This window comes from Martinezella lusitana, assembly GCF_010668395.1.
GTDB lineage: Bacteria > Pseudomonadota > Alphaproteobacteria > Rhizobiales > Rhizobiaceae > Rhizobium > Rhizobium lusitanum_A.
In genome coordinates, this window is the sequence record NZ_WUEY01000010.1 from 113,230 (window position 1) to 137,724 (window position 24,495).

At 62.3% G+C, this 24,495-nt stretch carries 22 protein-coding genes; 11 read left to right on the plus strand and 11 right to left on the minus strand.

What is annotated here, in order from left to right; translation table 11 throughout:
- Together GR212_RS21215 and GR212_RS21220 are read left to right on the plus strand one after the other, a co-directional pair.
- Complete coding sequence (locus GR212_RS21215) at positions 1 to 615, plus strand: hypothetical protein (RefSeq protein WP_163989097.1); 615 nt, start codon at positions 1 to 3, stop codon at positions 613 to 615.
- Positions 612 to 1,256 carry a hypothetical protein gene (locus GR212_RS21220; protein ID WP_163989099.1) on the plus strand — a complete coding sequence of 215 codons (645 nt, stop codon included), beginning with the start codon at positions 612 to 614 and terminating at the stop codon, positions 1,254 to 1,256. Before GR212_RS21215 ends, GR212_RS21220 begins: the two co-directional genes overlap by 4 nt.
- A 70-nt stretch (positions 1,257 to 1,326) precedes the next feature.
- Here GR212_RS21220 and GR212_RS21225 read toward each other — a convergent pair whose 3' ends face one another.
- From GR212_RS21225 to GR212_RS21250, 6 genes are all read right to left on the minus strand, one after another.
- Complete coding sequence (locus tag GR212_RS21225; RefSeq protein WP_204326690.1) at positions 1,327 to 2,274, minus strand: YncE family protein; 948 nt, start codon at positions 2,272 to 2,274, stop codon at positions 1,327 to 1,329.
- A gap of 81 nt (positions 2,275 to 2,355) precedes the next feature.
- Positions 2,356 to 3,465 (minus strand): ABC transporter substrate-binding protein, encoded by a 1,110-nt coding sequence (locus tag GR212_RS21230; protein ID WP_204326691.1) that lies wholly within the window; start codon positions 3,463 to 3,465, stop codon positions 2,356 to 2,358.
- A gap of 22 nt (positions 3,466 to 3,487) precedes the next feature.
- Complete coding sequence (locus GR212_RS21235) at positions 3,488 to 4,534, minus strand: ABC transporter permease (protein WP_163989103.1); 1,047 nt, start codon at positions 4,532 to 4,534, stop codon at positions 3,488 to 3,490.
- A 32-nt stretch (positions 4,535 to 4,566) separates the two neighbouring features.
- Positions 4,567 to 6,099, minus strand: coding sequence for a sugar ABC transporter ATP-binding protein (locus GR212_RS21240; RefSeq protein WP_163989104.1), 1,533 nt, complete (start codon positions 6,097 to 6,099; stop codon positions 4,567 to 4,569).
- The gene (locus GR212_RS21245) at positions 6,096 to 7,001 is read right to left on the minus strand and encodes an SMP-30/gluconolactonase/LRE family protein (RefSeq protein WP_163989106.1); all 906 of its coding nucleotides are present in this window, start codon (positions 6,999 to 7,001) and stop codon (positions 6,096 to 6,098) included. Before GR212_RS21245 ends, GR212_RS21240 begins: the two co-directional genes overlap by 4 nt.
- A 39-nt stretch (positions 7,002 to 7,040) precedes the next feature.
- A complete protein-coding gene (locus tag GR212_RS21250) occupies positions 7,041 to 8,066 on the minus strand; it encodes a 4-hydroxythreonine-4-phosphate dehydrogenase PdxA (RefSeq protein WP_163989108.1) in 1,026 nt (341 codons plus the stop codon).
- Positions 8,067 to 8,506: 440 nt separating this feature from the next.
- Here GR212_RS21250 and GR212_RS21255 point away from each other — a divergent pair, with 440 nt between their 5' ends.
- Entirely contained in the window at positions 8,507 to 9,184 is a 678-nt protein-coding gene (locus tag GR212_RS21255) for a GntR family transcriptional regulator (protein WP_163989110.1), read from the plus strand.
- Positions 9,185 to 9,210: 26 nt separating this feature from the next.
- Here the strand turns inward: GR212_RS21255 and GR212_RS21260 are convergent, their stop codons facing one another.
- From GR212_RS21260 to GR212_RS21280, 5 genes are all read right to left on the minus strand, one after another.
- Positions 9,211 to 9,960 carry an SDR family oxidoreductase gene (locus GR212_RS21260; protein WP_163989112.1) on the minus strand — a complete coding sequence of 250 codons (750 nt, stop codon included), beginning with the start codon at positions 9,958 to 9,960 and terminating at the stop codon, positions 9,211 to 9,213.
- A gap of 4 nt (positions 9,961 to 9,964) precedes the next feature.
- The gene (gene dmpG, locus GR212_RS21265; RefSeq protein ID WP_163989114.1) at positions 9,965 to 10,981 is read right to left on the minus strand and encodes a 4-hydroxy-2-oxovalerate aldolase; all 1,017 of its coding nucleotides are present in this window, start codon (positions 10,979 to 10,981) and stop codon (positions 9,965 to 9,967) included.
- Positions 10,978 to 11,922, minus strand: a complete 945-nt coding sequence (locus GR212_RS21270; RefSeq protein ID WP_163989116.1) for an acetaldehyde dehydrogenase (acetylating) — start codon at positions 11,920 to 11,922, stop codon at positions 10,978 to 10,980. Before GR212_RS21270 ends, dmpG begins: the two co-directional genes overlap by 4 nt.
- A gap of 40 nt (positions 11,923 to 11,962) precedes the next feature.
- A complete protein-coding gene (locus tag GR212_RS21275) occupies positions 11,963 to 13,699 on the minus strand; it encodes an IlvD/Edd family dehydratase (RefSeq protein ID WP_163989118.1) in 1,737 nt (578 codons plus the stop codon).
- Between the two features lie 591 nt (positions 13,700 to 14,290).
- Positions 14,291 to 15,211, minus strand: coding sequence for a LysR family transcriptional regulator (locus tag GR212_RS21280; protein ID WP_163989121.1), 921 nt, complete (start codon positions 15,209 to 15,211; stop codon positions 14,291 to 14,293).
- A 114-nt stretch (positions 15,212 to 15,325) separates the two neighbouring features.
- On the opposite strand from GR212_RS21280, the gene lysA reads away from it, so the two are divergent.
- The 8 genes from lysA (at position 15,326) to GR212_RS21320 (ending at position 24,425) form a co-directional block, all read left to right on the plus strand.
- Complete coding sequence (lysA, locus tag GR212_RS21285; RefSeq protein WP_246725849.1) at positions 15,326 to 16,657, plus strand: diaminopimelate decarboxylase; 1,332 nt, start codon at positions 15,326 to 15,328, stop codon at positions 16,655 to 16,657.
- 132 nt (positions 16,658 to 16,789) lie between these two features.
- The gene (locus GR212_RS21290; protein ID WP_204326692.1) at positions 16,790 to 18,361 is read left to right on the plus strand and encodes an ABC transporter substrate-binding protein; all 1,572 of its coding nucleotides are present in this window, start codon (positions 16,790 to 16,792) and stop codon (positions 18,359 to 18,361) included.
- A gap of 156 nt (positions 18,362 to 18,517) precedes the next feature.
- Positions 18,518 to 19,453, plus strand: coding sequence for an ABC transporter permease (locus GR212_RS21295; protein WP_163989125.1), 936 nt, complete (start codon positions 18,518 to 18,520; stop codon positions 19,451 to 19,453).
- Positions 19,453 to 20,349: an ABC transporter permease gene (locus GR212_RS21300; RefSeq protein ID WP_163989127.1), complete on the plus strand. Its 897-nt coding sequence runs from the start codon at positions 19,453 to 19,455 to the stop codon at positions 20,347 to 20,349. Before GR212_RS21295 ends, GR212_RS21300 begins: the two co-directional genes overlap by 1 nt.
- Before the next feature lie 4 nt (positions 20,350 to 20,353).
- Positions 20,354 to 21,370: an ABC transporter ATP-binding protein gene (locus tag GR212_RS21305; RefSeq protein WP_163989129.1), complete on the plus strand. Its 1,017-nt coding sequence runs from the start codon at positions 20,354 to 20,356 to the stop codon at positions 21,368 to 21,370.
- Complete coding sequence (locus tag GR212_RS21310) at positions 21,367 to 22,341, plus strand: ABC transporter ATP-binding protein (RefSeq protein WP_163989130.1); 975 nt, start codon at positions 21,367 to 21,369, stop codon at positions 22,339 to 22,341. The genes GR212_RS21305 and GR212_RS21310 overlap by 4 nt, the downstream gene beginning before the upstream one ends.
- Before the next feature lie 5 nt (positions 22,342 to 22,346).
- Entirely contained in the window at positions 22,347 to 22,862 is a 516-nt protein-coding gene (locus tag GR212_RS21315; protein ID WP_246725850.1) for a L,D-transpeptidase family protein, read from the plus strand.
- Positions 22,863 to 22,865: 3 nt separating this feature from the next.
- A complete protein-coding gene (locus GR212_RS21320) occupies positions 22,866 to 24,425 on the plus strand; it encodes a D-aminopeptidase (RefSeq protein ID WP_163989133.1) in 1,560 nt (519 codons plus the stop codon).
- Positions 24,426 to 24,495: the final 70 nt, after the last annotated feature.

Here is a 24,495-nt window from a genome sequence, read left to right on the forward strand (position 1 = left end):
ATGACCATGGCCGACGCTCTCTATATCCGCAGTCGCAACGAGGACGAGCCGCCGGCCGAAGCCTATCGGACGGCGCCTTTGACGCTGGAGATCGTTCACGTACGCGATCTGCCGGACGCGCCGTCGCCGCTCCGCCATCGGCTGATCATCATCCCCATGCAGAGCGACGAGATCATGCTGTCGCGTAAGGCGGCCTGGCTGGAGGACGCCTGGCTGAAAGGGACGTCGATCCTTGCCAACGACATCGTCGCTCGTCCCTACATGTCCTTCCTGCGGCCGTTCGAGCCGATCCCACAGCCCGGCCTCGGGGACTATTCGGTCGAACGCCACAGTTCTCATCCCGCTTTTGATCGGCTGCCGGTCGACCGGTTCCATCTGCTCGAGGGCATGGCCGGCGTCTATGGGGTCGGCCACAATCCGCCGCCGCCTGGCGCCACGGTGGTCAACACCATCGGACGCGGCGCCTATGCGATCGACTGGTATCTCGGAAATGACGCCGGCGGCATTTTCTTCTGTCACGGCGGCCCGGACATCTCAGCCTTTCACAGCGGACCGGAGGATACGCCGAACCTGACGCATGAGCTGATCGACTGGCTGGCGGAGGCGCGGTCATGAGCGTCACCGTGATTCACAATGGGTTGCCGCAACATCTCAATTTTCTGCGCGACTATGGCAGGATGATCGACCGGACGGCCTACTTTCCCGAACTGGTCGAAGACGATCTCGCTCACAGCAAGGCCGTGGTGATCGCCTGCCGCTCCGACAACGACCAGCTGAAGCGCCACGCGAGCCGCCTGCGCGCCTTCCTTGACGATGGTGGCCTGCTGGTGGTGATGGGCGGTATGCGCGCCGACATCATCGATCCCAGGCTCACCTTCGTGCCGACGCCGACCAATTTCACCTGGTTCATGCAGGAGGATCCCGACAGCGGTCACCGCCTGCGAACCGCCGATCACAGCCTGCATCGCTATATCGGCCTCAGGGACATGCAGTGGCACCGGCATGGCTACTATCTGAAAGCTGAGACGGCGGACACGGTCGTCGAGTTATGCCGGCCGCACAGCGAGGAGCGCGTCGGCGATATTCTCCTTGATGACAGGCGCGGCTTCCGCGGCCGGCTGATCGCGACGACGCTCGATCCGCACATGCATCACGGCGGCTATTACATCCCTTCGACGACCCGCTTCCTCAACGGCTTTTACCCCTGGCTTCGGCAGGAGATCGGCGCGCCGATGCGCTGGACCACCGAAGGCTGAAAGCGCGACTTCATTTTCTCGCGGGTTGGGTCACTGAGCGAGGTCCGCCGTGACCGCGGCTCCGTTCCTACTACTGACGGAGAAGGAAACAGCAGTCGGGTTCGGCCCTTGTTGCGAAAGACGAGATGATACGCATCGTTGCAAGATCGATCCGGACGCATTCATCGATCGTGCTGAGCGCGATGAAGGCGGAATTCGATTCGGCATCGACACAGGCAGCCGCCGGCCGTCCCGATAGCTCCAGCCGCGAGATTTCCTCCAGAGAATGCGGATCGACGACCGTGGCGCTGTTGTCTTCGTAGTTCGCCACCAGCAAACGGCCGTCAGGCATCATGTAGGCGCGCACGGGATCAGGGCGTGCCGGGGCGCTCTTTCGGATCGTCATGGTGTCGGTGTCGATGGACACGATAGTCTGCGAGATCCGGTTCGTGACGTACAGCGTCTTCTCATCTGCGCTCAGTGCAATGCCCTCCGGCTTCTCGCCGGGCGAAAGGGCAATCGGAGTAACGGTCGCGTCCAATGGCGATATCTTCGTCACCGTATGGCTCAGCAGGTTCATGCAATAGGCCCAGCGGCCGTCGCGCGTGAGCGCGAAGAGGTGGCTCTTGAGCCCGCCGCTGACGGCGGCGCGTGATGGCAGGTCCGCATTGCGCGGATTTTCGAATTGCAGCAAGACGCCGGATGTTTCGCTGAGGGCATAAAGCCGGTCGAAACGATCGATTCCGATGCCATGCAGCCGGTGATAGGGCCTGCAATCGATGCTTCTGACCAGTTTGCGGTTTGCAATGTCGATGACCAGAATGGACGACCCGCCCGCTTCCGGGCTGGACGATGTCCTGATACCGTAATGACCGACATAGGCGAATTGCTGCGCTGAATCGACGACGAACTCATGCGGAAAATCCGGCAATGCGATCGAGTCGACAAGAGCGCCCGTGTCGGCGTTGTAGAAGCTGAGGCAGTGGCTGCTCTTTTCGATCAGCATCAGCAGCTGATCCGTCGTGCGATGGTCTGGCAAGGAACTGTCCTGACAAAAAGACTGAATCAGACGAAGCGAAAGACACCTTCCGCTTCGTCATTGCTGCAGGGCTCGGTCGGCTTATTTGCCCCAGATCTTGCGATACTCGTCGCGATAGCCGTTGCCGGGATCAAAGACGTTCTTGTCGCCGCCGTCAAATGCGATGTTGTCCTTGGTCACGAGATGGATAGCCGGAATATAGCCGGACCAGGGCTGCTTGTTGAAGGCGCGGTTCAGCTCGTCCACGACCTGCCAACCCTGCATCGTCAGCGGCTCGGGAACGGTTGCCGCCTGATACTGGCCGCTGCGGATACGCTGGTAGGCCGATTCGGAACCGTCGCCGCCGGAGATGTTGAACGGTGCGCCATCGCCCTTCAGACCGGCCGAGCTCAGCGACGGTCCCATGAAGTCGTAGTACAGATCGTTGATTGCCAGCGAATAGGTCCATTTCGTGCCGAACTTCTGCAGCATGGTCGTCGTCAGCTGCGGCACGCGGGTTGACGTGTCGGCAAGCGGCGTGTCCTGAAATTCCAGTACCTTGCATCCGCTGCACTTCTTGATGACGGCTTCCATCGCGCGGCCCTTGGCGATCGCGATTGCATAGGCGGAGTCGGCGAAGATCACGACGCCGGCCTTGCCGTCGGAATCCGCGATCGCCTTCATGGCGGCGATTTCGGCAACGTCCATCGCATTCGTCGTGACGTTGACGAAGAGATGCGCGTCTTCCATCGGTCCGGGGATCGGCCCGGCATGCCAGCCGGCGATGATGATCCCCTGCTTGGCCGCGGCTTCGAGCGCTGCCTTCTGCTGAACCGCGTCGCTGCCGCCGACGATGATTGCGTCCGGTTTCAGCGCGACGGCCTGAGCAAGGCCCGCGGCCTGCCCGGACACCGTGCCTTGCCCGTCTATGGCGCGATAGTTCCAGCCGATGACGGCTGCCGCTTCCTTGATGCCATCCGAAACGCCGAGAATGCCGCCGTTACGCATGTCGCCGGCCACATAAACGATCGTCTTGCTGGCGGCCGCCTTGGGGCCGGAGGTCGGACCGTCCCACTTGTCGACCTTTTGGGATGCTGCGGCCACCTTGGCCTTGGCCTCGTCGACCAATGCGTCTGCCGACGCCGTCGAGTAGTTGACGAGCATGCTGGCCAGAACGGCCGCCGTCGTCATGAGAAATCTGTTCATGCGCATGCCATTTCCTCCCTTTAAAAAGCTAGTTTCCCTCAGATTTTATGTTTTTCGGCGTCGAGAACCTCCGCCGCCTCTGCGCATAGCCCGCGATGCAGATCGCGATCAGCAGCGTGACGCCGTTGAACAAGGGCTCGACGAAGAACTCGCCTCCGAACTGCTGAATTCCCGATATGCCGACGGCCAGGATGGTTACTCCGACCATGGTGCCCCAGACATTCACCCGGCCCGATTTGATCGTCGTGGAGCCGAGAAATGCGCCGACAAGAGCCGGCAGCAGGTATTCGAGACCGACGCTCGCCTGGCCTATGCCGAGCTTGGAGGCGAGAATGATGCCGGCGATTGCCGAGAGCACGCCGGACGCAGTGAAGGCGCCCATGACGTAGCGCTGCACCGGAATGCCGTTCAGCGCGGCGGCGCGGGTGCTCGCGCCGATGGCATAGAGGTAGCGGCCGAGTGGAGTATATTCAAACAGCAGCCATAGCCCGATTGCCAGCACCAGCACGTAGTAGCCCGTGATCGGCAGCCCGAAGAGCCAGGTATTGTTGATCGCGAGAAACCCTTCGGGAAGCGTGCCGACAACCTGGCGTCCGCCTGTATGCCAGAGCGCAAGCGCATAGAGGATCGTTCCGGTCCCGAGCGTGGCGATGAAACTGTCGATCTGGGCAACCTCGACAAGGATGCCGTTTATCATTCCGACCACGGCCCCGAGCAGCAGGACGACGACAACCGCGACCGGCCAGGGAAATCCGAACTGCGTCTGAAGGCTTATCGCCAGGATATGCCACAGGACGATGCCATATCCGACTGTCAGGTCGATCTTGCCCGTCACCATCGGGATCATCACCGCGAGCGAAAGAATGGCGATGATCGCCTTGTCGCTGATGATCGAACGCACGTTCAGCAAGGTGGGGAAGGTGTCGGGAAGCGCCAGCGAAAAGATCACGATCAGCAGAAGCGTGAGCAGCACCAGCCCGTAGACGGGCAGGAGATGGACAAGCTTACGGCCAAACGATTTGCCGCGAAGATCGTATTTCGTGGGTTCGACTGCATTGGATTTTATCGATTGCATGGCTTGCGGCTCCTCCGGATACCGTCAAAAATTCAACTGGCCTTGGCGGATGCGGAATGGATGAGGCGATCCATGTTCAACGCATCGCCACTCAGCTCATCCACGATCGCGCCGCGGCTGAAGACGAGCGCGCGATGGCAAAGCTTCTCCACTTCCTCGAAATCCGTCGATATCAGGATGATGCCGAGGCCGCGCGTCAGTCCCTCCCTCATCAGCGCATAGATCTCCGCCTTGGCTCCCACGTCCACGCCGGCCGTCGGCTCCTCCGCGATCAGCAGCGGACAACCCATGGACAGCCAGCGGCCGACGACCACCTTCTGCTGGTTGCCGCCCGACAGCGCCTCGATCGGCAGCGTAGGTTCGTTCGGACGCAGGCCGACCGTCCGGCCGAGCGCTACGGCAAGGCCCGCCTCGCGGCGTGGCGACATGATCGAAAACAACGACCGGCCGACAGCGCCCGGATTGATGTAGGCGTTCTCGCGAATGCTGAGCGCGGCAAAGGTCGATTCCTCCGTGCGGTCGCGGGCGATCAGGCCGACGCCGCGCGCGATTGCCGAGCGCGGCGTATCGGGCTTGTAATCCTGTCCCTTCAGCGCAACGGAACCGTCGAAACGTTCGGTCCCGAAAAGCGCGCGGCCGACATTTTCCTGCCCCGCGCCGCGCAGGCCGACAAGACCGAGGATCTCGCCTTCGCGCAGCGTGAATTCCAGCGGCGGACCGCTGTTGATGCGCATGCTGCGAACCGTGAGAAGTTCCTTGCCGCCGATACTGTCGGCCTTGGCGAAGCTGCGCTCCGGAAGACGGCCGATGATCATGTGCACCAGCTTGTCGGCATCGACGTCGGCGACCCTCTCGTTGCCCACCAGCTGCCCGTCGCGGAGAACGACGACCCGGTCGGCGATCTGGAAGACCTCATCCAGGCGGTGCGATACGAAAATCATGCCCATGCCCCGGTCGCGCAGCCGCCGCAAGGCTTCGAAAAGACGCGTCACCTCGTCGGCGGGAAGGCTGGCGGTCGGCTCGTCCAGCACCAGGACATCCGCTTCGACGGCAAGGGCGCGCGCAATTGCAACCAGAGACTTTTCCGTGCGGCTGAGATCCTGCACGCGCCTGTCGGGATCGATATCGCTGCCGATGAGGTCGAGTGCCGCGCGCGCGGTCCGGCCGGTCTTGTCCCAATCGATGACGCCGATCCGACGCGGGAAGCCGATCGCCAGCGCGATGTTCTCCGCCACCGTCATCCATTCGAGCAGGCCGAGATCCTGATGGATGAAGGCTACCCGTTGCTTCAGGCCGCTTTTCGGCGCGGCATGCTGATAGCGGCTGCCGCGATAGCGCACTTCGCCGCCGTCGGGGGTGTAGACACCGGCCAGAATCTTGATGAGTGTCGATTTGCCGGCGCCGTTCTCCCCGAGCAAGGCGAGGATCTCGCCACTTGCCAGCGAGAAGGAGACGCCTTTCAAGGCCTGAACGCCGCCGAACTGCTTCCTGATGTCGTCGAAGCAGATCAGCTCATCGCCCGCGAGCACGCTTTCTCCTGCCTGAAGACCCGGGGAACCGCTCATGGCCGCACACTTCCTTTCGTGGCAAGCTCGATGGAATAGAGCGACGTGCTGGCCGTGATGAACAAGGTCGAGCGGTCCGCGCCGCCGAAGGTGCAGTTCGAAATCACTTCCGGAACGAAAATCTTGCCGAGGCGCGTGCCGTCAGGGGCGTAGACCTGGATGCTATCGGCGGAGCTGGTGAAGATGTTGCCGTTAACATCGAGACGGAAACCGTCCGACAGACCCGGCTCGATCACGGCAAAAACCCTGCCGTTGCGGGGATAACGTCCATCGGCGACGTCGAAGACGCGGATATGATGATTGCCGTCCGGATCGTGAGAACGCGACGTATCCGACACGTAGAGTAGCTTTTCGTCCGGTGAGAAGGCGAGGCCGTTCGGGCGCTGGAAGTCGTTGCAGGCGATTTCCAGCGAATTGCTTGCCGGATCGAAGCGATAGACGTGGTTTGCGCCGATTTCGCTCTCGGCCTTGACGCCTTCGTAGTCGCTGATGATGCCGTAGGGCGGGTCGGTGAACCAGATCGTGCCGTCGGACTTGACGACGACGTCGTTCGGCGAGTTGAGGCGCTTTCCTTCGAAACGATCGACCAGGGTCACGACCGTACCGTCCGCTTCCGTTCGGCTGATGCGCCGGCCGCTATGCTCGCAACTCACCAGGCGGCCCTCGCGATCGCGCGTATGGCCGTTTGTGTGGTTGGAGGGCGAGCGGAAGACGGTCATTCCCTCGCCGGGAGACCATTTCAGCATGCGATTGTTCGGAATGTCGCTCCAGGTGACGCTTCCGTCGTCCCACCAGACCGGCCCTTCGCTCCAGATCGCTCCGGTGCAGAGCTTCTTCAACTCGGCGCCTGGTCGCAGAAGCGGTTCCAGTCTCGAGTCTTCGATCAGGATCTTGTCTCCCATGGCCTCACTCCCTTCCATGGCATTGTATGTGGGCGGCTTTTACGCTGCCGATTGTCTTGCTCTGCCCGCCATGCGCGCCGCGAGCAGCAGCGCCTCTTCGCTGGCGAGAGGATTGGCGATGCCCTTGCCGGCGATATCGTAGGCCGTGCCATGCGCCGGCGTGCAGACCGGGAAGGGCAGGCCGCCGAGCATGGTCACGCCGCGATCGAAGCCCATCATCTTCATCGCGATCTGCCCCTGGTCGTGATACATCGTCAGCACGGCGTGGAAGCCGCCTTTCAGCGCGCTCAGGAACACCGTGTCGGCTGGATAGGGGCCGTCGACCGTCATCCCTCTGCGCGTGGCCTCTTCGACGGCCGGGCCGATGATGTCGATCTCCTCGCGGCCGAAGCTGCCGCCATCGCCGGCATGCGGGTTGAGGCCGGCGACCGCTATCTTCGGCTGCTCGATGCCCGCGCGCTTCAGGCAATCGAAAGTCAGCGCAAGTTCCGCGAGGATGGCGTCCACGGAAAGGCTGGCAGCCACCTGCGACAGCGGGATATGCGAGGTTACGCGGGCGTTCCAGACACGTTCCAGAACGTTGAATTCCCTCGCCTTGCCGGTGAAGCCGATGATTTCGGAGATGAAGCGGATTTCGTCGTCGTAGCCTGCGTAGGCATAGCGCATCGCCTTCTTGTTGAAAGGCGTGAAGCAGACTGCGTCGGCCTGGCCGCTATTGGCCAGGCGCAGGGCGAAGGCGAAATTCTCTGTTGCGAACTTGCCGCCGACCGGTGTCGCTTCACCTCGGACAACATTCTTTGGATCGAGATTTGCAAGGTCGATGAAGACCGGATGAGCACCGTTCGCCGTGATCGGGCCGTCTGCCGTGACGGTGTCGAAGCGAAGCGTCAGGCCGGCCTCCTTCGCCCCTTGATCGAGCACGCGCCGATCGCCGATAACCAGGAGCCGGGCTGCGGCGGCCACGCTTTCCGAGGCCATCAGTCTTGCTGTCAGCTCCGGGCTGACACCCGCCGGGTCTCCCATCGCGAGCGCTATGACGGGGCGATCTTCAACTTTATTCGACATCGGTGGCACCTATTTCTCAACTGTGTCTGGAGCCTAGATGGCGAGAGATGAGCCGTCAAGTATTTTGTATACAGCACGCAGAATTTTGCCTTTGCTCATCGGCGTGGTACGGAGATGCCAGTTCGGCTGCCCCTTGAGAGAGGTATTTCGAGGGTGGGAAGCGAGCTGGCGTTGCGGCAGGCGGCGAGCGTTATCGCTGGCCTGATGGGGGCGGCTCGGCTAAAGACGGCGCTGCTTGCGGTTTGAAGGCATCGGGCACCGTTATCCATTAAAGTAGGAGCGGCGGGCATATTCCTTGGGACACTCTGCCTGACGCACTTCAAATATACTGTATTTAGTATACAGTGAGATTTAGGCGTCATAAATGGATCCGTTCGAGCGCGCTGAACTCAGCTCAAACGGGCAAGCATCCCCGACTGGGGTGGCAAGGGGATTGAAGCATGAGAAATCCGTCGCCGGGTATCGTTGGCGAGGCAGGTCCGATCGCGAGGGTCTCGCTCCACGACGCGATCGTCAACCGGCTGCGCGACATGATCATCGAAGGCGAGCTGCCGCCCGGATCTCGCCTCCACGAAACGCAGCTGGGTGCGAGACTCGGTGTTTCCCGTACTCCCTTGCGCGAGGCCATCAAATTCCTGGCGAGCGAGGGATTGGTGGAGCTCGTCCCGACGCGCGGCGCGGCCGTGCGGGAATTCAGTGCGAAGGACGTCAAGGACACGTTGCTGGTTCTGATGACGCTTGAAGCTCTGGCGGGCCGAATTGCCTGCGAGCGCGCCACCGACGAGCAGATAGCCGATGTCCGTGCGCTGCACGAGCAGATGCTCGCTTACTATCGGGAGCGCAGGCGCCTCGAATACTACAAGCTCAACCAGAGCATCCACTCGGCCATCGTTGCGCTGTCGGACAACGAGCCGCTTGCCTATACCCACGGCATTCTGCAGGCCCGCCTGAAGCGGATACGGTTCGTCGGCCATGAGGGCGAGGAAAACTGGGCAAGGGCAATTACCGAGCATGAAGAGATGATCAAGGCGTTGGAAGCGCGTGATGCCGAACGAATGGAAAGCGTCGTCCGGCATCACCTCACCGCCGCGTGGGAACGGGTTCAGCAGCACCTCTGAGGACGCCTTCACATGAGGGGAAGCCGTCAGCCTCTGCCGATATAGGGCATCGCCGTCGCCATGACGGTCATGAACTGGACATTGGCCTCGAGCGGCAGCGCCGTCATGAACAGGATCGCCTGCGCGACATTGGCGATGTCCATGGTCGGTTCGCGCTTCAGCGTTCCATCGGCCTGGAGTACCCCCTTCGGCATGGCTTCCGTCATGGGCGAGGCGGCATTGCCGATATCGATCTGCCCACAGGCGATGTCGTAGGCCCGGCCTTCGAGCGAAAGCGATTTCGTCAGGCCGGTGATCGCATGCTTGGCCACGGTATAGGGTGTGGCATGGGGGCGCGGAACATGGGCGGATACGGAGCCGTTGTTGATGATGCGCCCGCCCCGCGGCTGCTGGCTTTTCATCTGCCGGAAGGCAGCTTGCGCACAATAGAAGGCACCGTTGAGATTTACGGCCATGCTGCGCTCCCAATCCGCAGGCTCGATCTCCTCGACCGGTTTGGTGTAGAAGATACCGGCATTGTTGAAAAGCAGATCCAGGCGGCCGTATCGTGCAGATACCGCCTCGAAGAGCCGGTCCACTTCCTCCGGTTTGCTGACATCCGCCGGGTGAACCATGCAGTTTCCGGCTTTGAAGGCCCCGTCGGCGGCGGTTTCCTCCAGCGTTTCCACTCTTCTGGCGGCCAGAACAACGTTCCAGCCCTGTTCGCCGAGCGCTATTGCCGCCCTGCGACCTATTCCGGAGCCTGCTCCGGTGACGACTGCGACCTTTCCCGTCATCTTCTTACTCTCCTGCGGTTCGGGCGAGATCGAGCGCGACGTCCACGATCATGTCTTCCTGGCCGCCCACCATCTTGCGCTCGCCAAGTTCGATGAGGATCGAGCGCGGATCGATATCGTAGACTTTGGCGGCCCGCTCCGCATGCCGCAGAAAGGAGGAGTAGACGCCGGCGTAACCCAGGGCGAGCGTTTCCCGGTCCACCCTCACCGGCCGGTCCTGCAGCGGTCGGACGAGGTCGTCCGCAGCGTCCATGAGCCTGAACAGGTCGCATCCATGTGAGATGCCGGAGCGGTTGGCGACCGCGATCACGGCTTCCAGGGGCGCATTTCCCGCACCGGCTCCCATGCCGGCAAGCGAGGCATCGACGCGATAGGCGCCTTCCTCGACCGCGGCCATGGCGTTGGCGACGCCGAGCGTGAGATTGTGATGCGTATGGATGCCGACCTGCGTTTCCGCGCTCAGCGCGTCGCGGAGCGCCCGCGTTCGGACGCGCGTCGTTTCCGGCGTCAGCGCGCCGGCGGAATCCGTCACGTAGACGCAATGGGCGCCGTAGCTTTCCATCAGCCTGGCCTGACGGGCGAGCTCGGCGGGTTCGCTCATATGCGCCATCATCAGGAAGCCGCTGACATCGAGGCCGATCTTGCGTGCATGCGCGATATGCTGAGCGGCGACATCCGCCTCGGTGCAATGAGTGGCGATGCGGACGGAGGAAACTCCGCTGGCCTGCGCCCGGTCGAGATCGTGGATCGTGCCGATACCCGGAATGAGCAGCGTCGTCAGCCTGGCTTTCTTCAGGACACTCGCCGCAGCCTCGATCCATTCGAGATCGTCATGCGCGCCGAAGCCGTAGTTGAAGCTCGATCCCGCCAGGCCGTCGCCGTGAGCAACCTCGATCGCATCGACGCCCGCCTCGTCCAGTGCGCGTGCGATTTCCGCCACCTGGTCAAGTGTGTAGCGGTGGCGCACGGCATGCATGCCGTCGCGCAGGGTCACGTCTTGAACGTAGATCTGCCCGCTCATGCGGCTGCTCCTTCTCTTATCACCGCAAGCTTTTCGGCCGTGCGCAGGGCGGCAGCCGTCATGATGTCGAGATTGCCGGCATAGGCCGGCAGATAATGCGCGGCGCCTTCGACCTCGAGGAATATCGTTACCTTCATCGCCGGCACATGGTGGAGTTCGTCCGGGATCGAAAGTGAGCCGAGCTGCTCGGCCGATACGGGCTCGAACTGCACATCCTGCTTCAGGCGATAGCCGGGGACGTAGGATTGAACCTCGCCCACCATCGAGTCGACGGAGCGGCGCATGGCATCGATATCCTGACTATGCACGAGTCCGTAGACCGTATCGCGCATGACGAGCGGCGGCTCCGCCGGATTGAGGATGATGATCGCCTTGCCGCGCCGCGCGCCGCCGACGCTTTCAATGGCGCGCGACGTGGTTTCGGTGAATTCGTCTATGTTGGCGCGGGTGCCGGGCCCGGCAGACCGCGACGCGATCGATGCGACGATTTCAGCATATGAAACCGGCGCGACCCGCGAGAGCGCTGCGACCATGGGGATCGTCGCCTGGCCGCCGCAGGTGACCATGTTGACGTTGCCAACGCCTGCCACTGAGGCCATGTTGACGGCGGGGACGACATAGGGACCGATGGCGGCCGGCGTCAGGTCGATGGCCCATTTGCCGTCGGCTTCCAGAATGGCGGCATGCTTCTTGTGCGCGCCGGCGGAGGTCGCATCGAAGACCATGGCGATGTCCTTGTAGAGCGGCATCCGGCGCAACCCTTCGAGCCCATCGCTTGTGATCTCCACGCCCAGACGTTTGGCGCGCGCCAGGCCGTCCGATTGAGGGTCGACGCCGACCATCGCCGCCATTTCCAGCGGACCCTCCGTGCGACGCATAATCTTGATCATCAGATCGGTGCCGATATTGCCGGAACCGACAATGGCCACTTTCACCGTCATCTCTCAAATCTCCTCAGGCATCCGCGGTCGCGGACGCAGTTCAATGGGCATTATCCGCAACGGCGGAACCGCGGCATCCGACCAGAAAATCGAAATCCGCTCCCTTGTCGGGCTGCAACACATGCTGCAGGAACAATTGCTCGTAACCGCCTTTGGGGTGGGCCGGCGCGACCTTGTGTTCTGCCTGCCGCCGGGCGAATTCTTCCTCCGATATATCGAGATGCAGCCGGCCGGCTTCGACATCGAGTTCGATGATGTCGCCGGTCTGCACCAGCGCAAGCGGACCGCCGATTGCCGCTTCCGGTGCGACGTGGAGAACGATCGTGCCGTAGGCCGTGCCGCTCATGCGCGCATCCGAGATGCGAACCATGTCGCGGATACCGCGTTCCAGAAGCTTGCGCGGCAGCGGCATGTTGCCGACTTCCGGCATGCCGGGATATCCTAGAAGGCCGACGCCGCGCATGACGAGGATGGAGTTTTCATCGACATCCAGTGCCGGGTCGTCGATCCGCTTCCTGAAATCGGTCAGTCCCTCGAAGACGATGGCCTTGCCGCGATGCTTCATCAGCGCAGGCGTTGCTGCCGAAGGTTTGATGATCGCACCGTCCGGCGCGATGTTGCCCCGCAGCACCTTGATGCCGGCCTTCGGCTTGACGGGATTTTCAGGGGTGCGGATGACTTCGGTGTTCCAGCAGTCCGCGCCGGCATTGTTCTCGCCCATGCTGAGGCCGGTGACGGATGCCGCACCTCCGTCCACGATATCACCGAGCGCCTGCCACACGGCCGGCAGGCCGCCGGCGTAATAGAAATCCTCCATCAGGAAACGGCCGGACGGCAGGAGATCGACAAGCAAAGGCACGGCGCTGCCGAAGGCCTCGAAGTCGGCGAGGGTCAGCGGGACGCCGATGCGCCCGGCAATCGCCAGAAGATGAATGATTGCATTGGTCGAGCCGCCGATGGCCGCATTGATGCGGATCGCGTTTTCGAAGGAACGCCGGTCCAGAACCTTTGAAAGCTTGAGATCTTCCCGCACCATCGACACGATGCGCCTTCCGCTTTCGTTGGCGAGCGTGTTGCGTCGGGCATCGACGGCGGGGATCGCGCCGTTCTGCGGCAGGCTGAGGCCGAGCGCCTCCACGAGACAGGCCATGGTGGAGGCCGTGCCCATTGTCATGCAGTGGCCGGCGGAGCGCGACATGCAGGCTTCCGCGTCAAGGAACGCTTCCGGAGACAATTTTCCCGCCCGCACATCCTCGCTCATTGCAAACAGGCTCGTTCCGGAGCCGATGTCATGGCCTCGGAACTTGCCGTTCAGCATCGGGCCGCCGGAGACGACGATGGTCGGAAGGTCGCAGCTGGCCGCACCCATGACCAGCGCAGGCGTGGTCTTGTCGCAGCCGCAGAGAAGCACGACGCCGTCGATCGGGTTCGCCCGAATGGACTCCTCCACATCCATGCTGACGAGATTGCGGAAAAGCATGGCTGTCGGGCGAAGCAATGTTTCGCCGAGCGACATCACCGGAAATTCGACCGGAAAACCGCCGGCCTCGATGACGCCGCGTTTCACATGCTCGGCGATTTGTCGGAAATGGCCGTTGCACGGCGTCAGCTCCGACCATGTGTTGCAGATCCCGATGACTGGCCGGCCATCGAACATGCGCTGCGGAGTGCCCTGATTCTTCATCCACGAGCGGTGCATGAAGCCGTTGCGGTCGGCTGGGCCGAACCATTGCGCCGAACGGAATGACGGCGGATCTTTTTCGTTTTCGTCGCTCATCGCTGTAGCCTGCATTTAGAATGCTGTATACAAACTACACGATGTTGTGGCTGTCAAGCATCCTGGCGCATCCTTGTAAGAGGAGCGCGCACCGACGAGCGCGGTGCGAGCACGCGTGCCGCCGCACGCCGCGATTTTCACTCGCAGGCTGCGACGTCCCCGGGGAAGGCGGATGTCATGGCGATTTGTATCTTGCTTTATCGGTCGCGGAATTCTCCGCTTTCCAATCAGGATCGCTCCGGATGGAGGCGTCGGTTGTAGTGACGGCAATGGCATATGGCGGCGGCAACGAAACGCAGGCGTCGGCCCCGATCCACAAGGGCTGCCGTCGGAAGCACGGAGGCGAGCAAGTGGCATCCGTGTATCCAATGCCCATGCTGAAGATGCGGTGTCGGAAAGGATCAATCCAGATCGAGGTGTCTGCTAGGACCCCTTCGTTGCAGCGTTCCGGCTGCCCGGAGCTGCCTCGGCATCCGGCATGGTTCCTCCAGGCGCGACAAGGGGTTTTGCGGGCTATCGCCCTGCTGCTTGTCCTTTGGAAATTCATGCAGCTGTTGGGGCGTCGTGGTCAGATGGATTACAGACGCAACCCTATGAATCCAGGACCCGCTCGAGGCTGGCCGACATGTCCGCTGCGACATCGCGAAGGGCACTGACAAATTTTTTTGCCTGAACGGTGCGCGTGGTCCGGGCAGGCCGCCAGACCGACAAGAGATAAGGCACGGAGACCGAAAGTTTTCGGAAGACCACATTGCGGCCCGTATGGCTTGCTGCCGTCAGCGGATTGATCACCGAAATACCCACGCCGGCCGACACCATGGCGCAAACGCTCGTTGCCGTCGTGGTTTCGGCGGCATAGTCGCGGGCGAAGCCGGCCGACAGGAATACTTCGTCGAGCTTGTGCCGATAGGGATCGTTCTGGCCGAAATAGATGAAGGGCTGGCCGGTGAAATCCGAGGGAGTCAGGGCTCGCTGCCGCGCCAGGCGGTGCCCATGCGGCAGGACGCAAACCATGTCGCCCGCAAGGATGGTTTCACTTGCGGCCCCCTCGCGTTCGGCAAGGCTCTCGGTCAGGCTCAGGTCGAAAACCTGGGTCGTCATCTCGTGCCGCAATGAAGGTTCCTCGTGTGAATGGATCGAGAAATGCATGGGTGGCCGTGTCCGCAGCAGGCACTGGATCGCGCGGGGAATGATCGATTCCGCGTAGGCGGGAATGGTGGCGATGCGGAAATTGGCCGCGCTGCGCGTGCGAATGGCCGAGGCTGCCCGATTGATCTCGTCCAGCCCGACAAAGGAACGCAACACCACCTCATGCAGAAGGACCGCCTGCTCGGTCGGGGTCAGGCGCTTGCCGAAACGCTGGAAAAGCTCGAAGCCGAGCCGCTGCTCGATCTCGCGGATTTCGCGGCTGAGCGTGGGCTGCGAGCTTCCGAGCCGCACGGCCGCTGCCGTGAGGCTCTTGTTGACCATCACGGCGTTGAAGACGTCAATCTGTCGCTGGTTGAGTTTCATCGTGATTCCTCCTCAACGATCCATATCAGAAATGAATAAAAATCGCAGAAGAAGCATTTCATAAACATGCAACAATCTGGAATTCTCTTGGGATCGCAATATTGAATGCAAATTATGATGGATACGATTGCCTCTTCCCCCACAATCAGCACGGGCACTTCCGCGCGCTGGCTCTCCCGGCGCAGCGACGGCAGGCTATATGCCGAGGCTGTCCCGCTCAGCCGTATCGCCCGCGCCGTGGGCACGCCCTTCTATTGCTATTCCGCCGGCGCGCTGCGGCAGAACTATGCCGCGCTGAAAGCGGCAATCGCGGCTTCGGACGTTTCGATCTGTTTTGCCGTGAAGGCCAGCAGCAATGTCAACGTTCTGGCGGAACTGGCGCGCCTTGGCTGCGGCATGGATATCGTTTCGGGCGGCGAGATGGCGCGCGCGCTTGCGGCCGGCACCCCGCCGGAACGCATCATCTTTTCGGGCGTGGGCAAAACGCGCTCCGAAATCCGCGCCGCTCTGGAGGCGGGGCTGCATCAGCTCAATGTCGAAAGCGCGGCGGAATTGGAGGTTGTGGCGTCGGTCGCCCGTGAAACGGGTATTCGCGCGCCGATCGCGCTGCGCGTCAATCCCGATGTGGATGCGCGCACCCACGCGAAGATTACCACCGCAAAGAAGGACAGCAAGTTCGGCATCGCCATCGAGGAGATTCCCGCCATTTATGCCGCCGCTTCGGCGCGAGCCGAACTGAAGATGGTCGGGCTTGCGGTGCATATCGGCTCGCAGATCCTCGACCTTTCCCCCTTTCGGGATGCCTGGGCGGCGCTGGCGGATCTGGTGCGCCGCCTGCGTGCGGCAGGGCTGGGCGTCGACAGACTGGATCTGGGCGGCGGATTGGGAATTGGCGACGATAGGCATGCCGGCCCGGATCTCGCGGAATATGCATCCATCATCGCCGAGACCGTTGGCGACCTGGGCTGTGCTTTGAATGTCGAGCCCGGCCGCTGGCTGGCCGGGCGTGGAGGCGCGCTGGTCAGCGAGGTACTTTACCTCAAGGAAGGGGACGGCGCGCCGATTGCCGTGATCGACGCGGCGATGAACGATCTCATGCGCCCCGCCCTTTACGGCGCCCAGCATCCCGTACTGACGGCAGAGGCGCCGCGCCCGGCGGGGAAGGATGCCGCATGCCGCCTCGTCGGTCCGGTCTGTGAAAGCTCGGACGATTTCGGAAAATATGAGGGGCTCGGCACAATTCTAGCTGGTGATTTCGTCGTTTTCGACAATGCGGGAGCCTACGGTGCTGCCATGTCGTCGACCTATAATTCGCGCGATCTGGTGCCGGAAGTGCTGGTCGATGACGGGCAGTTCCGCATCATTCGCCGCAGGACGAATATTTCCGATGCCCTGAAGCTGGAAGAGCCTGAATCTTGGCTGGCGGGAGATGATCCCGTTCGCTAAATGATAGTATGAACCGCGGGGTTGTGCGACAGGCCTCGCGAGACTGAAACCAAGTCGCTGGTGCAGGGGCCGTGTGAGCGGTCGCTGCCGGGAAACCGAAAAACCGCCAAGAGGTGTAACGTGAATAAGAAGATGAAACTGTTGTTGGCGACCAGCCTGGTCAGCCTTACCCTGTTCTCACCCGTTCTGGCCGAGAACATGCTGCGCGTCTCCTATACGGAAGACCCCAAGACCGCCGACGCCCAGATGACGTCGGACGACTATACGCTCCCGCTGAACATCTTCGATCGCCTGATCGAAGCCGAAACCACCAAGCCGGGCGAATCCGCCCTGGTGCCCGGACTTGCCGAGAAATGGGAGATTTCCGACGACGGTCTGACCTACACTTTCCACCTGCGCCAGGGCGTGAAGTTTCACAACGGCGCCGAGCTGACGGCCGACGACGTGGTCTACACCTTCGACCGGATGCTCAATCCGGCAACCAAGGCGCTCGGCACGGATATCCTCACCTTCGTCGCGGGATCGCAGGATCGGCTCGACGGCAAGGCCGACAGCGTTTCGGGCCTGAAGGCAGTGGACAAGTACACCGTCCAGATCCAGCTCAGCCAGCCTTACGCCGCTTTCCTGGCGCTGCTCGCAAGCCCCCAGGCCTCTATCTACAATCGCGCCTTCACCGAGGCTGCCGGCGACAAGTTCGGCCTGACTCCGGAAACGACCAACGGCACCGGCCCCTTCATTCTGCGCGACTATACGCTGAACGACAGCCAGACGCTGGAAGCCAACGACAATTACTTCCGCGGCCGTCCGAAGCTCGACCGGTTGCTGATCCGCGTCGTCTCGGATTCCGAGACCCTGCGGATGCTGTTCGAATCGGATGAAATCGACGTGTTCGATCTCGACTATGCTCCGACCCAGACCCCTTACTTCTACGGAAGCGACCAGTGGAAGTCGCTGATCCGCTCGGGTCCGCGCGTCGGGCTCTATTACTACAATATCAACCAGAATAAGAAGCCGTTCGACGATCCGCGCGTCCGTCGCGCTTTCCAGATGTCGATCGACCGGCAGGCCATCCTCGACAAGAACTTCTATGGCAGGGGCAAGCTTGAAGATGGCGTCATGCCCCGCGGCCTGACCTGTTACGCGGCGGCGGCCCCCATCGAGTACAATCCCGCCAAGGCGAAGGAATTGCTCGCCGAGGCCGGTTATCCGAATGGCGTCGAAATCAACCTGCAGCAGGTGTCGAGCTGGTCGTCCAAATGGTCGGACATGAACCAGATCATTCAGGCGCAGGTGGCTGAGGCCGGGTTCAAGGCCAACGTCGTCACAACCGACGAGGCGGCATATCTGGCCGCTCGCAAGGCGGGGGATTCGGACGCCTATACGCAGGTCTGGTCGGCTGACTTCAACGATCCGGACAACTTCTTCTACACGTTCTTCTCGGAGAGCGGCAGCAAGGTCCGTGCCTACAACAACAACGACCCCGAGGTATTTACCGCCGTCGACAAGGCGCGCGGCATGACGGATCCGGCAGCCCGCTGCAAGCTCTACCAGGACCTGACGGCGCGCATCGTCGGCCAGGACGCGGCCTGGGTGCCGCTGTTCAGCCTCGATCACAGTTTCGTCGTGCAGAAGCGGGTGAAGAACTTCGTCGTTCCTTGGAACGGTTGGAGCGACATGAGCTATTACAAGGTCGAGGTTGAATAAGCCTGTGCTGTAATACGTCGTGCCGGCCGCGTAATTCCACCAACCTGATTTTGGTTTCGGAGTTACGCGGTGGGGACACGGGGCGCCTATTGCCCGTGTCCCCCACAACCGTCCATTTGCCCTCCCGCACGGGCTCGCTGAAAGAACACTTCGCCGATGCTGATGTTTGCGATCCGACGCATTCTCGTTTCGATTCCGGTGCTGATCGGGATCACAGCTATCCTTTTCGTCATGCTGAACGTGGTGCCGGGCGATCCGGTGGCACTGATGATGAAGGAGCATGCCAGCGCCGAGGTGATCGAGCGTATTCGCGGGCAGATGCATCTCGACGATCCGTTGATCACCCGTTATCTGCGCTTCCTCTGGGATGCGCTGCACGGCGATCTCGGCACGTCGATCAAGCTCAATCGCAGCGTGACCACCCTGATCCTCACCGCATTTCCGGCGACGCTGCTGCTGGCAGCCTGCGCCGCCGTCGTCTCGTGGATCATCGGCATTCCCGCGGGTATTCTGTCGGCGGTGCGGCGCGACAGCTTCCTCGATCATTTCTTCATGGGCTTTTCGCTGCTCGGCGTGTCGATGCCGATCTTCTGGTCGGCGCTGCTTCTGCAATATATCTTCGCCTTGAAGCTGAAATGGCTTCCGGTTTCGGGCTTCTATGGCTGGAAATATCTGATCCTGCCGGCCATCGTGCTCGGCTGGAGTTCGGCAGGCGTAATCGCCCGTCTCACCCGCTCGAGCCTTCTGGAAGTCATGCGCCATGACTACATCCGCACCGCCCGCGCCAAGGGTCTGCGCGAGCTTCGCGTCATTTCGCGTCACGCGCTGAAGAATGCGCTGATCCCCGTGGTGACGATCATGGCGATTCAGGTGGCCACGCTGCTGTCAGGCGCAGTCATCACCGAAGCGATCTTCGGCATTCCCGGGGTCGGCCGCATATCGGTCAATGCCATTCAGTCGCGAGACATGCCGCTGCTGCAGGGCTCGGTGCTCTTTGCCACCGCCCTGGTGATCCTCGGAAACCTGATCGCCGATATCCTCTATTCCGTCCTGGATCCCCGCATTCGCTCCCAGATGAAGAAGGACGCCTGATGAGCCTGTCTGCCGAAGCCGTCACGGGGGAAAATGTCCCCGAAGCCATCGAGGAAGCGAGCTTCCTGGGCGACAGCCTGCGCGCCTTCCGCAAGAACCGCATGGCCATGGCGGGACTGGCTTTCGTCATGCTGCTGGTGTTGCTGGCGATTTTCGCCCCCTGGGTCAGCCCCCACGATCCCTATCGGGTGGCGCTGAACGAACAACTGCTGCCCGCGTCCACGACCTACTGGCTCGGAACCGACAATTTCGGCCGGGACGTGCTGACACGCATTCTCTACGGCGCGCGCGTTTCGCTCGTGGTCGGCATCGTGCCGAGCCTGATCTCGCTGATGATCGGCACGGTGCTGGGTATCCTCAGCGGCTATTTCGGCAACCGCACGGATTTCGTCGTCATGCGCCTGGCCGATATGATGATCGCCTTTCCCTCGCTGCTTCTGGCCATGGTGGTGATGTATACAATGGGGGCCAATCTCCTCAACATCTTCCTCGCCCTGGCGCTGGTGGGATGGGCAGGGGTGGCACGCGTCGTCCGCGCGCAGACGCTGGCGTTGAAGCAGAAGGAATTCATCGAGGCTGCGCGGGCGGGCGGCACCGGCCGGGCCACCATCATGCTGCGGCATATCTTTCCCAACGTGATCCCGACCCTGATCGTGCTGTTTTCGCTGTCGATCCCGGAAGCGATCATGTGGGAATCGAGCCTCAGCTTCCTTGGCGTCGGCGTGCAGCCGCCGGAAGCAAGCTGGGGTCTGTTGGTTGCCAAGGGTAAGGAATACCTGTTTCAGGCGCCGCTTGTGGCGATTTCGCCCGGGGTGGCGATCCTGCTTACGGTCCTTGCCTTCAACTTTATCGGCGACGGGCTGCGCGACGCGCTCGATCCCTCCATGAAGGACTGAACCGATGGCATCCGCATCCGATACCGTGCTCAGCGTGCGCGAGTTGCGCACGGAATTCCGCGGCGACCGTGGCAATGTCCGCGTGCTGGACGATATTTCCTTCGATGTGGGGCGAGGGCGCATCGTCGGGCTGGTGGGCGAATCCGGGTCCGGCAAGAGCATGACCGCACTCTCCCTCATGGGGCTTGTACCCAAGCCGCAGGGCCATGTCAGCGCAAAAAGCATCATGCTCGACGGCACCGATCTCGCGACGCTTACGCCGGACGGGATGCGCCGCATCCGGGGCAGCGAGATTTCGATGGTGTTTCAGGAGCCGATGACCTCGCTCAATCCGGTGCGCAAGATCTGGGATCAGGTGGGCGAGCCGCTGGCGATCCATCATGGGCTCAAACGCAGGCAGATCCGCGACCGGGTGTTGGAGATGTTCGAACTCGTCGGCATTCCCGAACCGAAGGCGCGGCTGGACGCCTATCCTCACGAGCTTTCGGGAGGGCTGCGCCAGCGCGCCATGATCGCCATGGGGCTGATCTGCGAGCCGAAGCTGCTGATCGCCGACGAGCCGACGACGGCCCTCGACGTGACGACCCAATCGCAGATCCTGAGGCTGATGCTGGATCTGCGCGACCGGGTCGGCACGGCGATCATCATGATTACCCATGATCTCGGCATCATCGCCGAAATGTGCGATGAGGTGAATGTCATGTATGCCGGTCAGATCGTCGAACAGGCCAACGTGTTCGACCTCTTCGAGCGCCCCTCCCATCCCTATACGCGCGGGCTTCTTGCCTCCATTCCCAAGGCGGGCGCGGCACGGGTTTCCAGACGGATGCCCAGCATTCCGGGCATGGTGCCCAATCTGGCCAAACTGCCGCCGGGCTGTCGTTTCGGTCCACGCTGCGGCGATGCCATGCCGATCTGTCAGCAGCGTGTGCCGGAGCTCGTCGGTCTGGGGCAGGGTCACGTCGCGGGCTGCTGGCTGCACGCGCCGCAGGAAACGAGCGGGCAAGGAGCGGCGCCATGAACGATATCGTACTTTCGACCCGTGACCTGAACAAGCACTACCCGGTGGGCGGCGGCCTTTTCGGCCGCGGCGCCCGCACCGTGCGCGCCGTCGATGGCGTGTCCCTCGACATCTACGAGCGGGAGACCTTCGCTCTCGTGGGCGAATCGGGCTGCGGCAAGAGCACGCTCGGCCGGGTGATGCTGCGCTTGCTGGAGGCGACGTCCGGCACGATCCGCTATCGCGGGCAGGAATTGACCGCGCTGGACGAGGGCGGAATGCGCAGCCTGCGCAGGAAGCTGCAGATCGTGTTTCAGGATCCCTATGCATCGCTCAATCCGCGCATGCGCATCGAGGAAATCCTGAGCGAGCCGCTGCGCACCCATGGCTACGGATCCGCAGAGGCGATCCGCGAGCGTTGCGCCGAGCTTCTCGACATGGTGGGGCTGCGGCGACAATATCTCCGCAACTATCCGCATCAGTTCTCGGGCGGGCAGCGGCAGCGCATCGGCATCGCCCGCGCCCTTGCCAACGAGCCGGATTTCGTGGTGTGCGATGAATCCGTTTCGGCGCTCGACGTCTCGATCCAGGCGCAGGTGCTGAACCTGCTCTCCGATCTGCAGGAAGAACTGGGTCTGACCTATTTCTTCATCACGCACGATCTGAGCGTCGTGCGCCAATTTGCCGACCGCGTGGGCGTGATGTTCCTTGGTCGTCTGGTGGAGGTCGGACGGACGGAGGAAATCTTCGCCAAGCCGCTGCATCCCTATACGATGTTTCTGATTTCAGCGGTGCCGGTGGCCGACCCCCGCCAGCGCGGCCGCGAAAGGCCGGTGTTGAAGGGCGAGATTCCAAGCCCGATGAATCTGCCTTCGGGTTGCCGGTTTCATACGCGCTGCCCGTTTGCCAAGGATATCTGTCGGGTCGAAGACCCAGCCCCACAACAGCGAGGCGACCGGCTGGTTGCCTGTCATTTTCCGCTGGAGACCTGAAGGAGATGGACTTGGATCTGATCGTGAAACGCGATGGCGATGGCTGGCAGGCGAGCTATGGCGACAAAGTCTGGCGTGCGGCGGTGGGCCGCAGCGGCATCCGCGCCGAGAAGGTCGAGGGCGATGGCGTCAGCCCCATCGGCTGCTGGCCGATCCGCCGGGTGTTCTACCGCGCCGACAAGCTGAAGGCGGCCCCGGTTTCGGTATTCGAGACCACGGCGATCGATCCGCAGGACGGCTGGTGCGATGCGGCCGATCATCCCGACTATAACCGCCCGGTGCGCTTGCCCTTTGCCGCCAGCCACGAGGAGCTGTGGCGAAAGGACGATCTTTACGACATCGTCGTGGTGCTTGGTCAGAACGACGATCCGGTGGTGCCGGGTGCGGGGAGCGCCATCTTTCTGCATATCGCCAGCGATGGCTATGGTCCGACCGCCGGTTGCGCTGCCCTGACGCTGGCGGACCTGCAGGAGTTTCTGGCGATGGCCAGGCCTGGCGCCCGGCTCTGCTTTCAAGGCTGAACCATGAGCCGAATTGATCCCGCGGTGCTGGAAAAGGCGCTGAACCTGCTGCCGGACCGCTATCGGGGGCCGGCCGGGGTGGTGGGTGTGGTGAAGGATGGCGAGGTGATCGCCCGCCGCGCCTGGGGTTTTGCCGACATGGAGCGGCGTTTGCCGATGACCACGGCAAGCCGCCTGCCGATCTGCTCGATCTCCAAGCATATGACCTGTGCGTTGCTGCTCGACATGTTCGGAGATCCGGCGGCACTTGATCCGCTCCTGCAGGATCTGCTGCCGAACTTCCGGGGCTCGCTGCCGCGCGTGGCCGACCTGTGCCACAACCAGTCCGGCCTGCGCGACTACTGGGCGCTGACCGTGCTGCACGGCGCGGTGCCCGAAGGTCTTTTCACCGAAGCGGAGGGCCTGCGACTGCTCTCCCAGGCGAGATACGGACATTTTCCGCCGGGCGCGCACTACTCCTACAGCAACGGCAACTTCCGCCTGCTGGCCGAGCTGATCCGCCGCGCCAGCGGACGCGATTTCGGCGAATTGCTTCGCGAACGCATCTTCCGTCCTGCGGCGATGACCGGGGCGGTTCTTGCGGCGGATACGCGCCGGACGCTGGACGGCGTCATCGGATATGAGGGCAATGACACGGTGGGCTTTGTGCCTGCCAGGAGCGGCATCTTCTGGTTCGGCGATGCCGGCATCTCTGCCTCGCTTGACGACATGCTGGCATGGGAACGGCATATCGATACCACGCGCGACGATCCGGCCAGCCTTTATAATCGCATCAGCGTGCCGGTAAGTTTTGCCGACGGCAAGCCGGCCTCCTATGGCTACGGAATACGCCGCGAGCGGATCGGCGGTTATGATGTCACCGCCCATGGCGGCGGCCTGCGCGGCTTCTGTTCCTACCGAATGCACATTGCCTCGGAACGGCTGTCGATCGTGGTGATCTTCAATCACGAGGCCAGCGCCATGCGGGCGGCATGGTCGTTGATGGAGGCTGCTCTCGGTTGCCGCATTGGCGAGGACACGGTTCCCGCCGAAGGTTGGACGGGCCTCTGGCTGGATGAAGCTCAGGGGCTTTATCTGCGCACAGAAGAGCAGAAGGAGGGTGTGCGGCTGTACTATGCCACCGCCTCCAGCCTCTGTACGCTCCTGTCCGAGGGGACCGCTCGTGCGCGGGACGTAACGCTTCGGCGCGAAGATGGACGGTTGCTCATGGAGCGTCCGGGCGAGAACCTGTCTGTCGCTGCAAGGCCCGTCGTGCCGATGGAATGGGCTGGTGGTGCCGAGATCGCCGGATCCTATGTGTCGGAGGAGATTGGCGCGCGGTTGGAAATCGAAGCTCGGGATGGCGCGGCCTATGTCGGCTTCGAGGGCATGCTGGGGCGCGGGCCTGTGGAGCGCATGTATCCATTGGCGAAGGATCTCTGGGTCATCACGACGAGGCGCTCCATGGACGCCGCCCCGCCCGGAGACTGGACGGTGCAGATTCGGCGGGACCACGCAGGGAGCGTGTCGGGCCTGAGACTTGGTTGCTGGCTTGCCCGTAACATCGACTATCAGAGGATCTAGCATTGTTTGCATGATTTGGGCGCGGGGATCGTGACGCTCTCGCGCTCGTTGCCATGGCCTTCGGCAGATA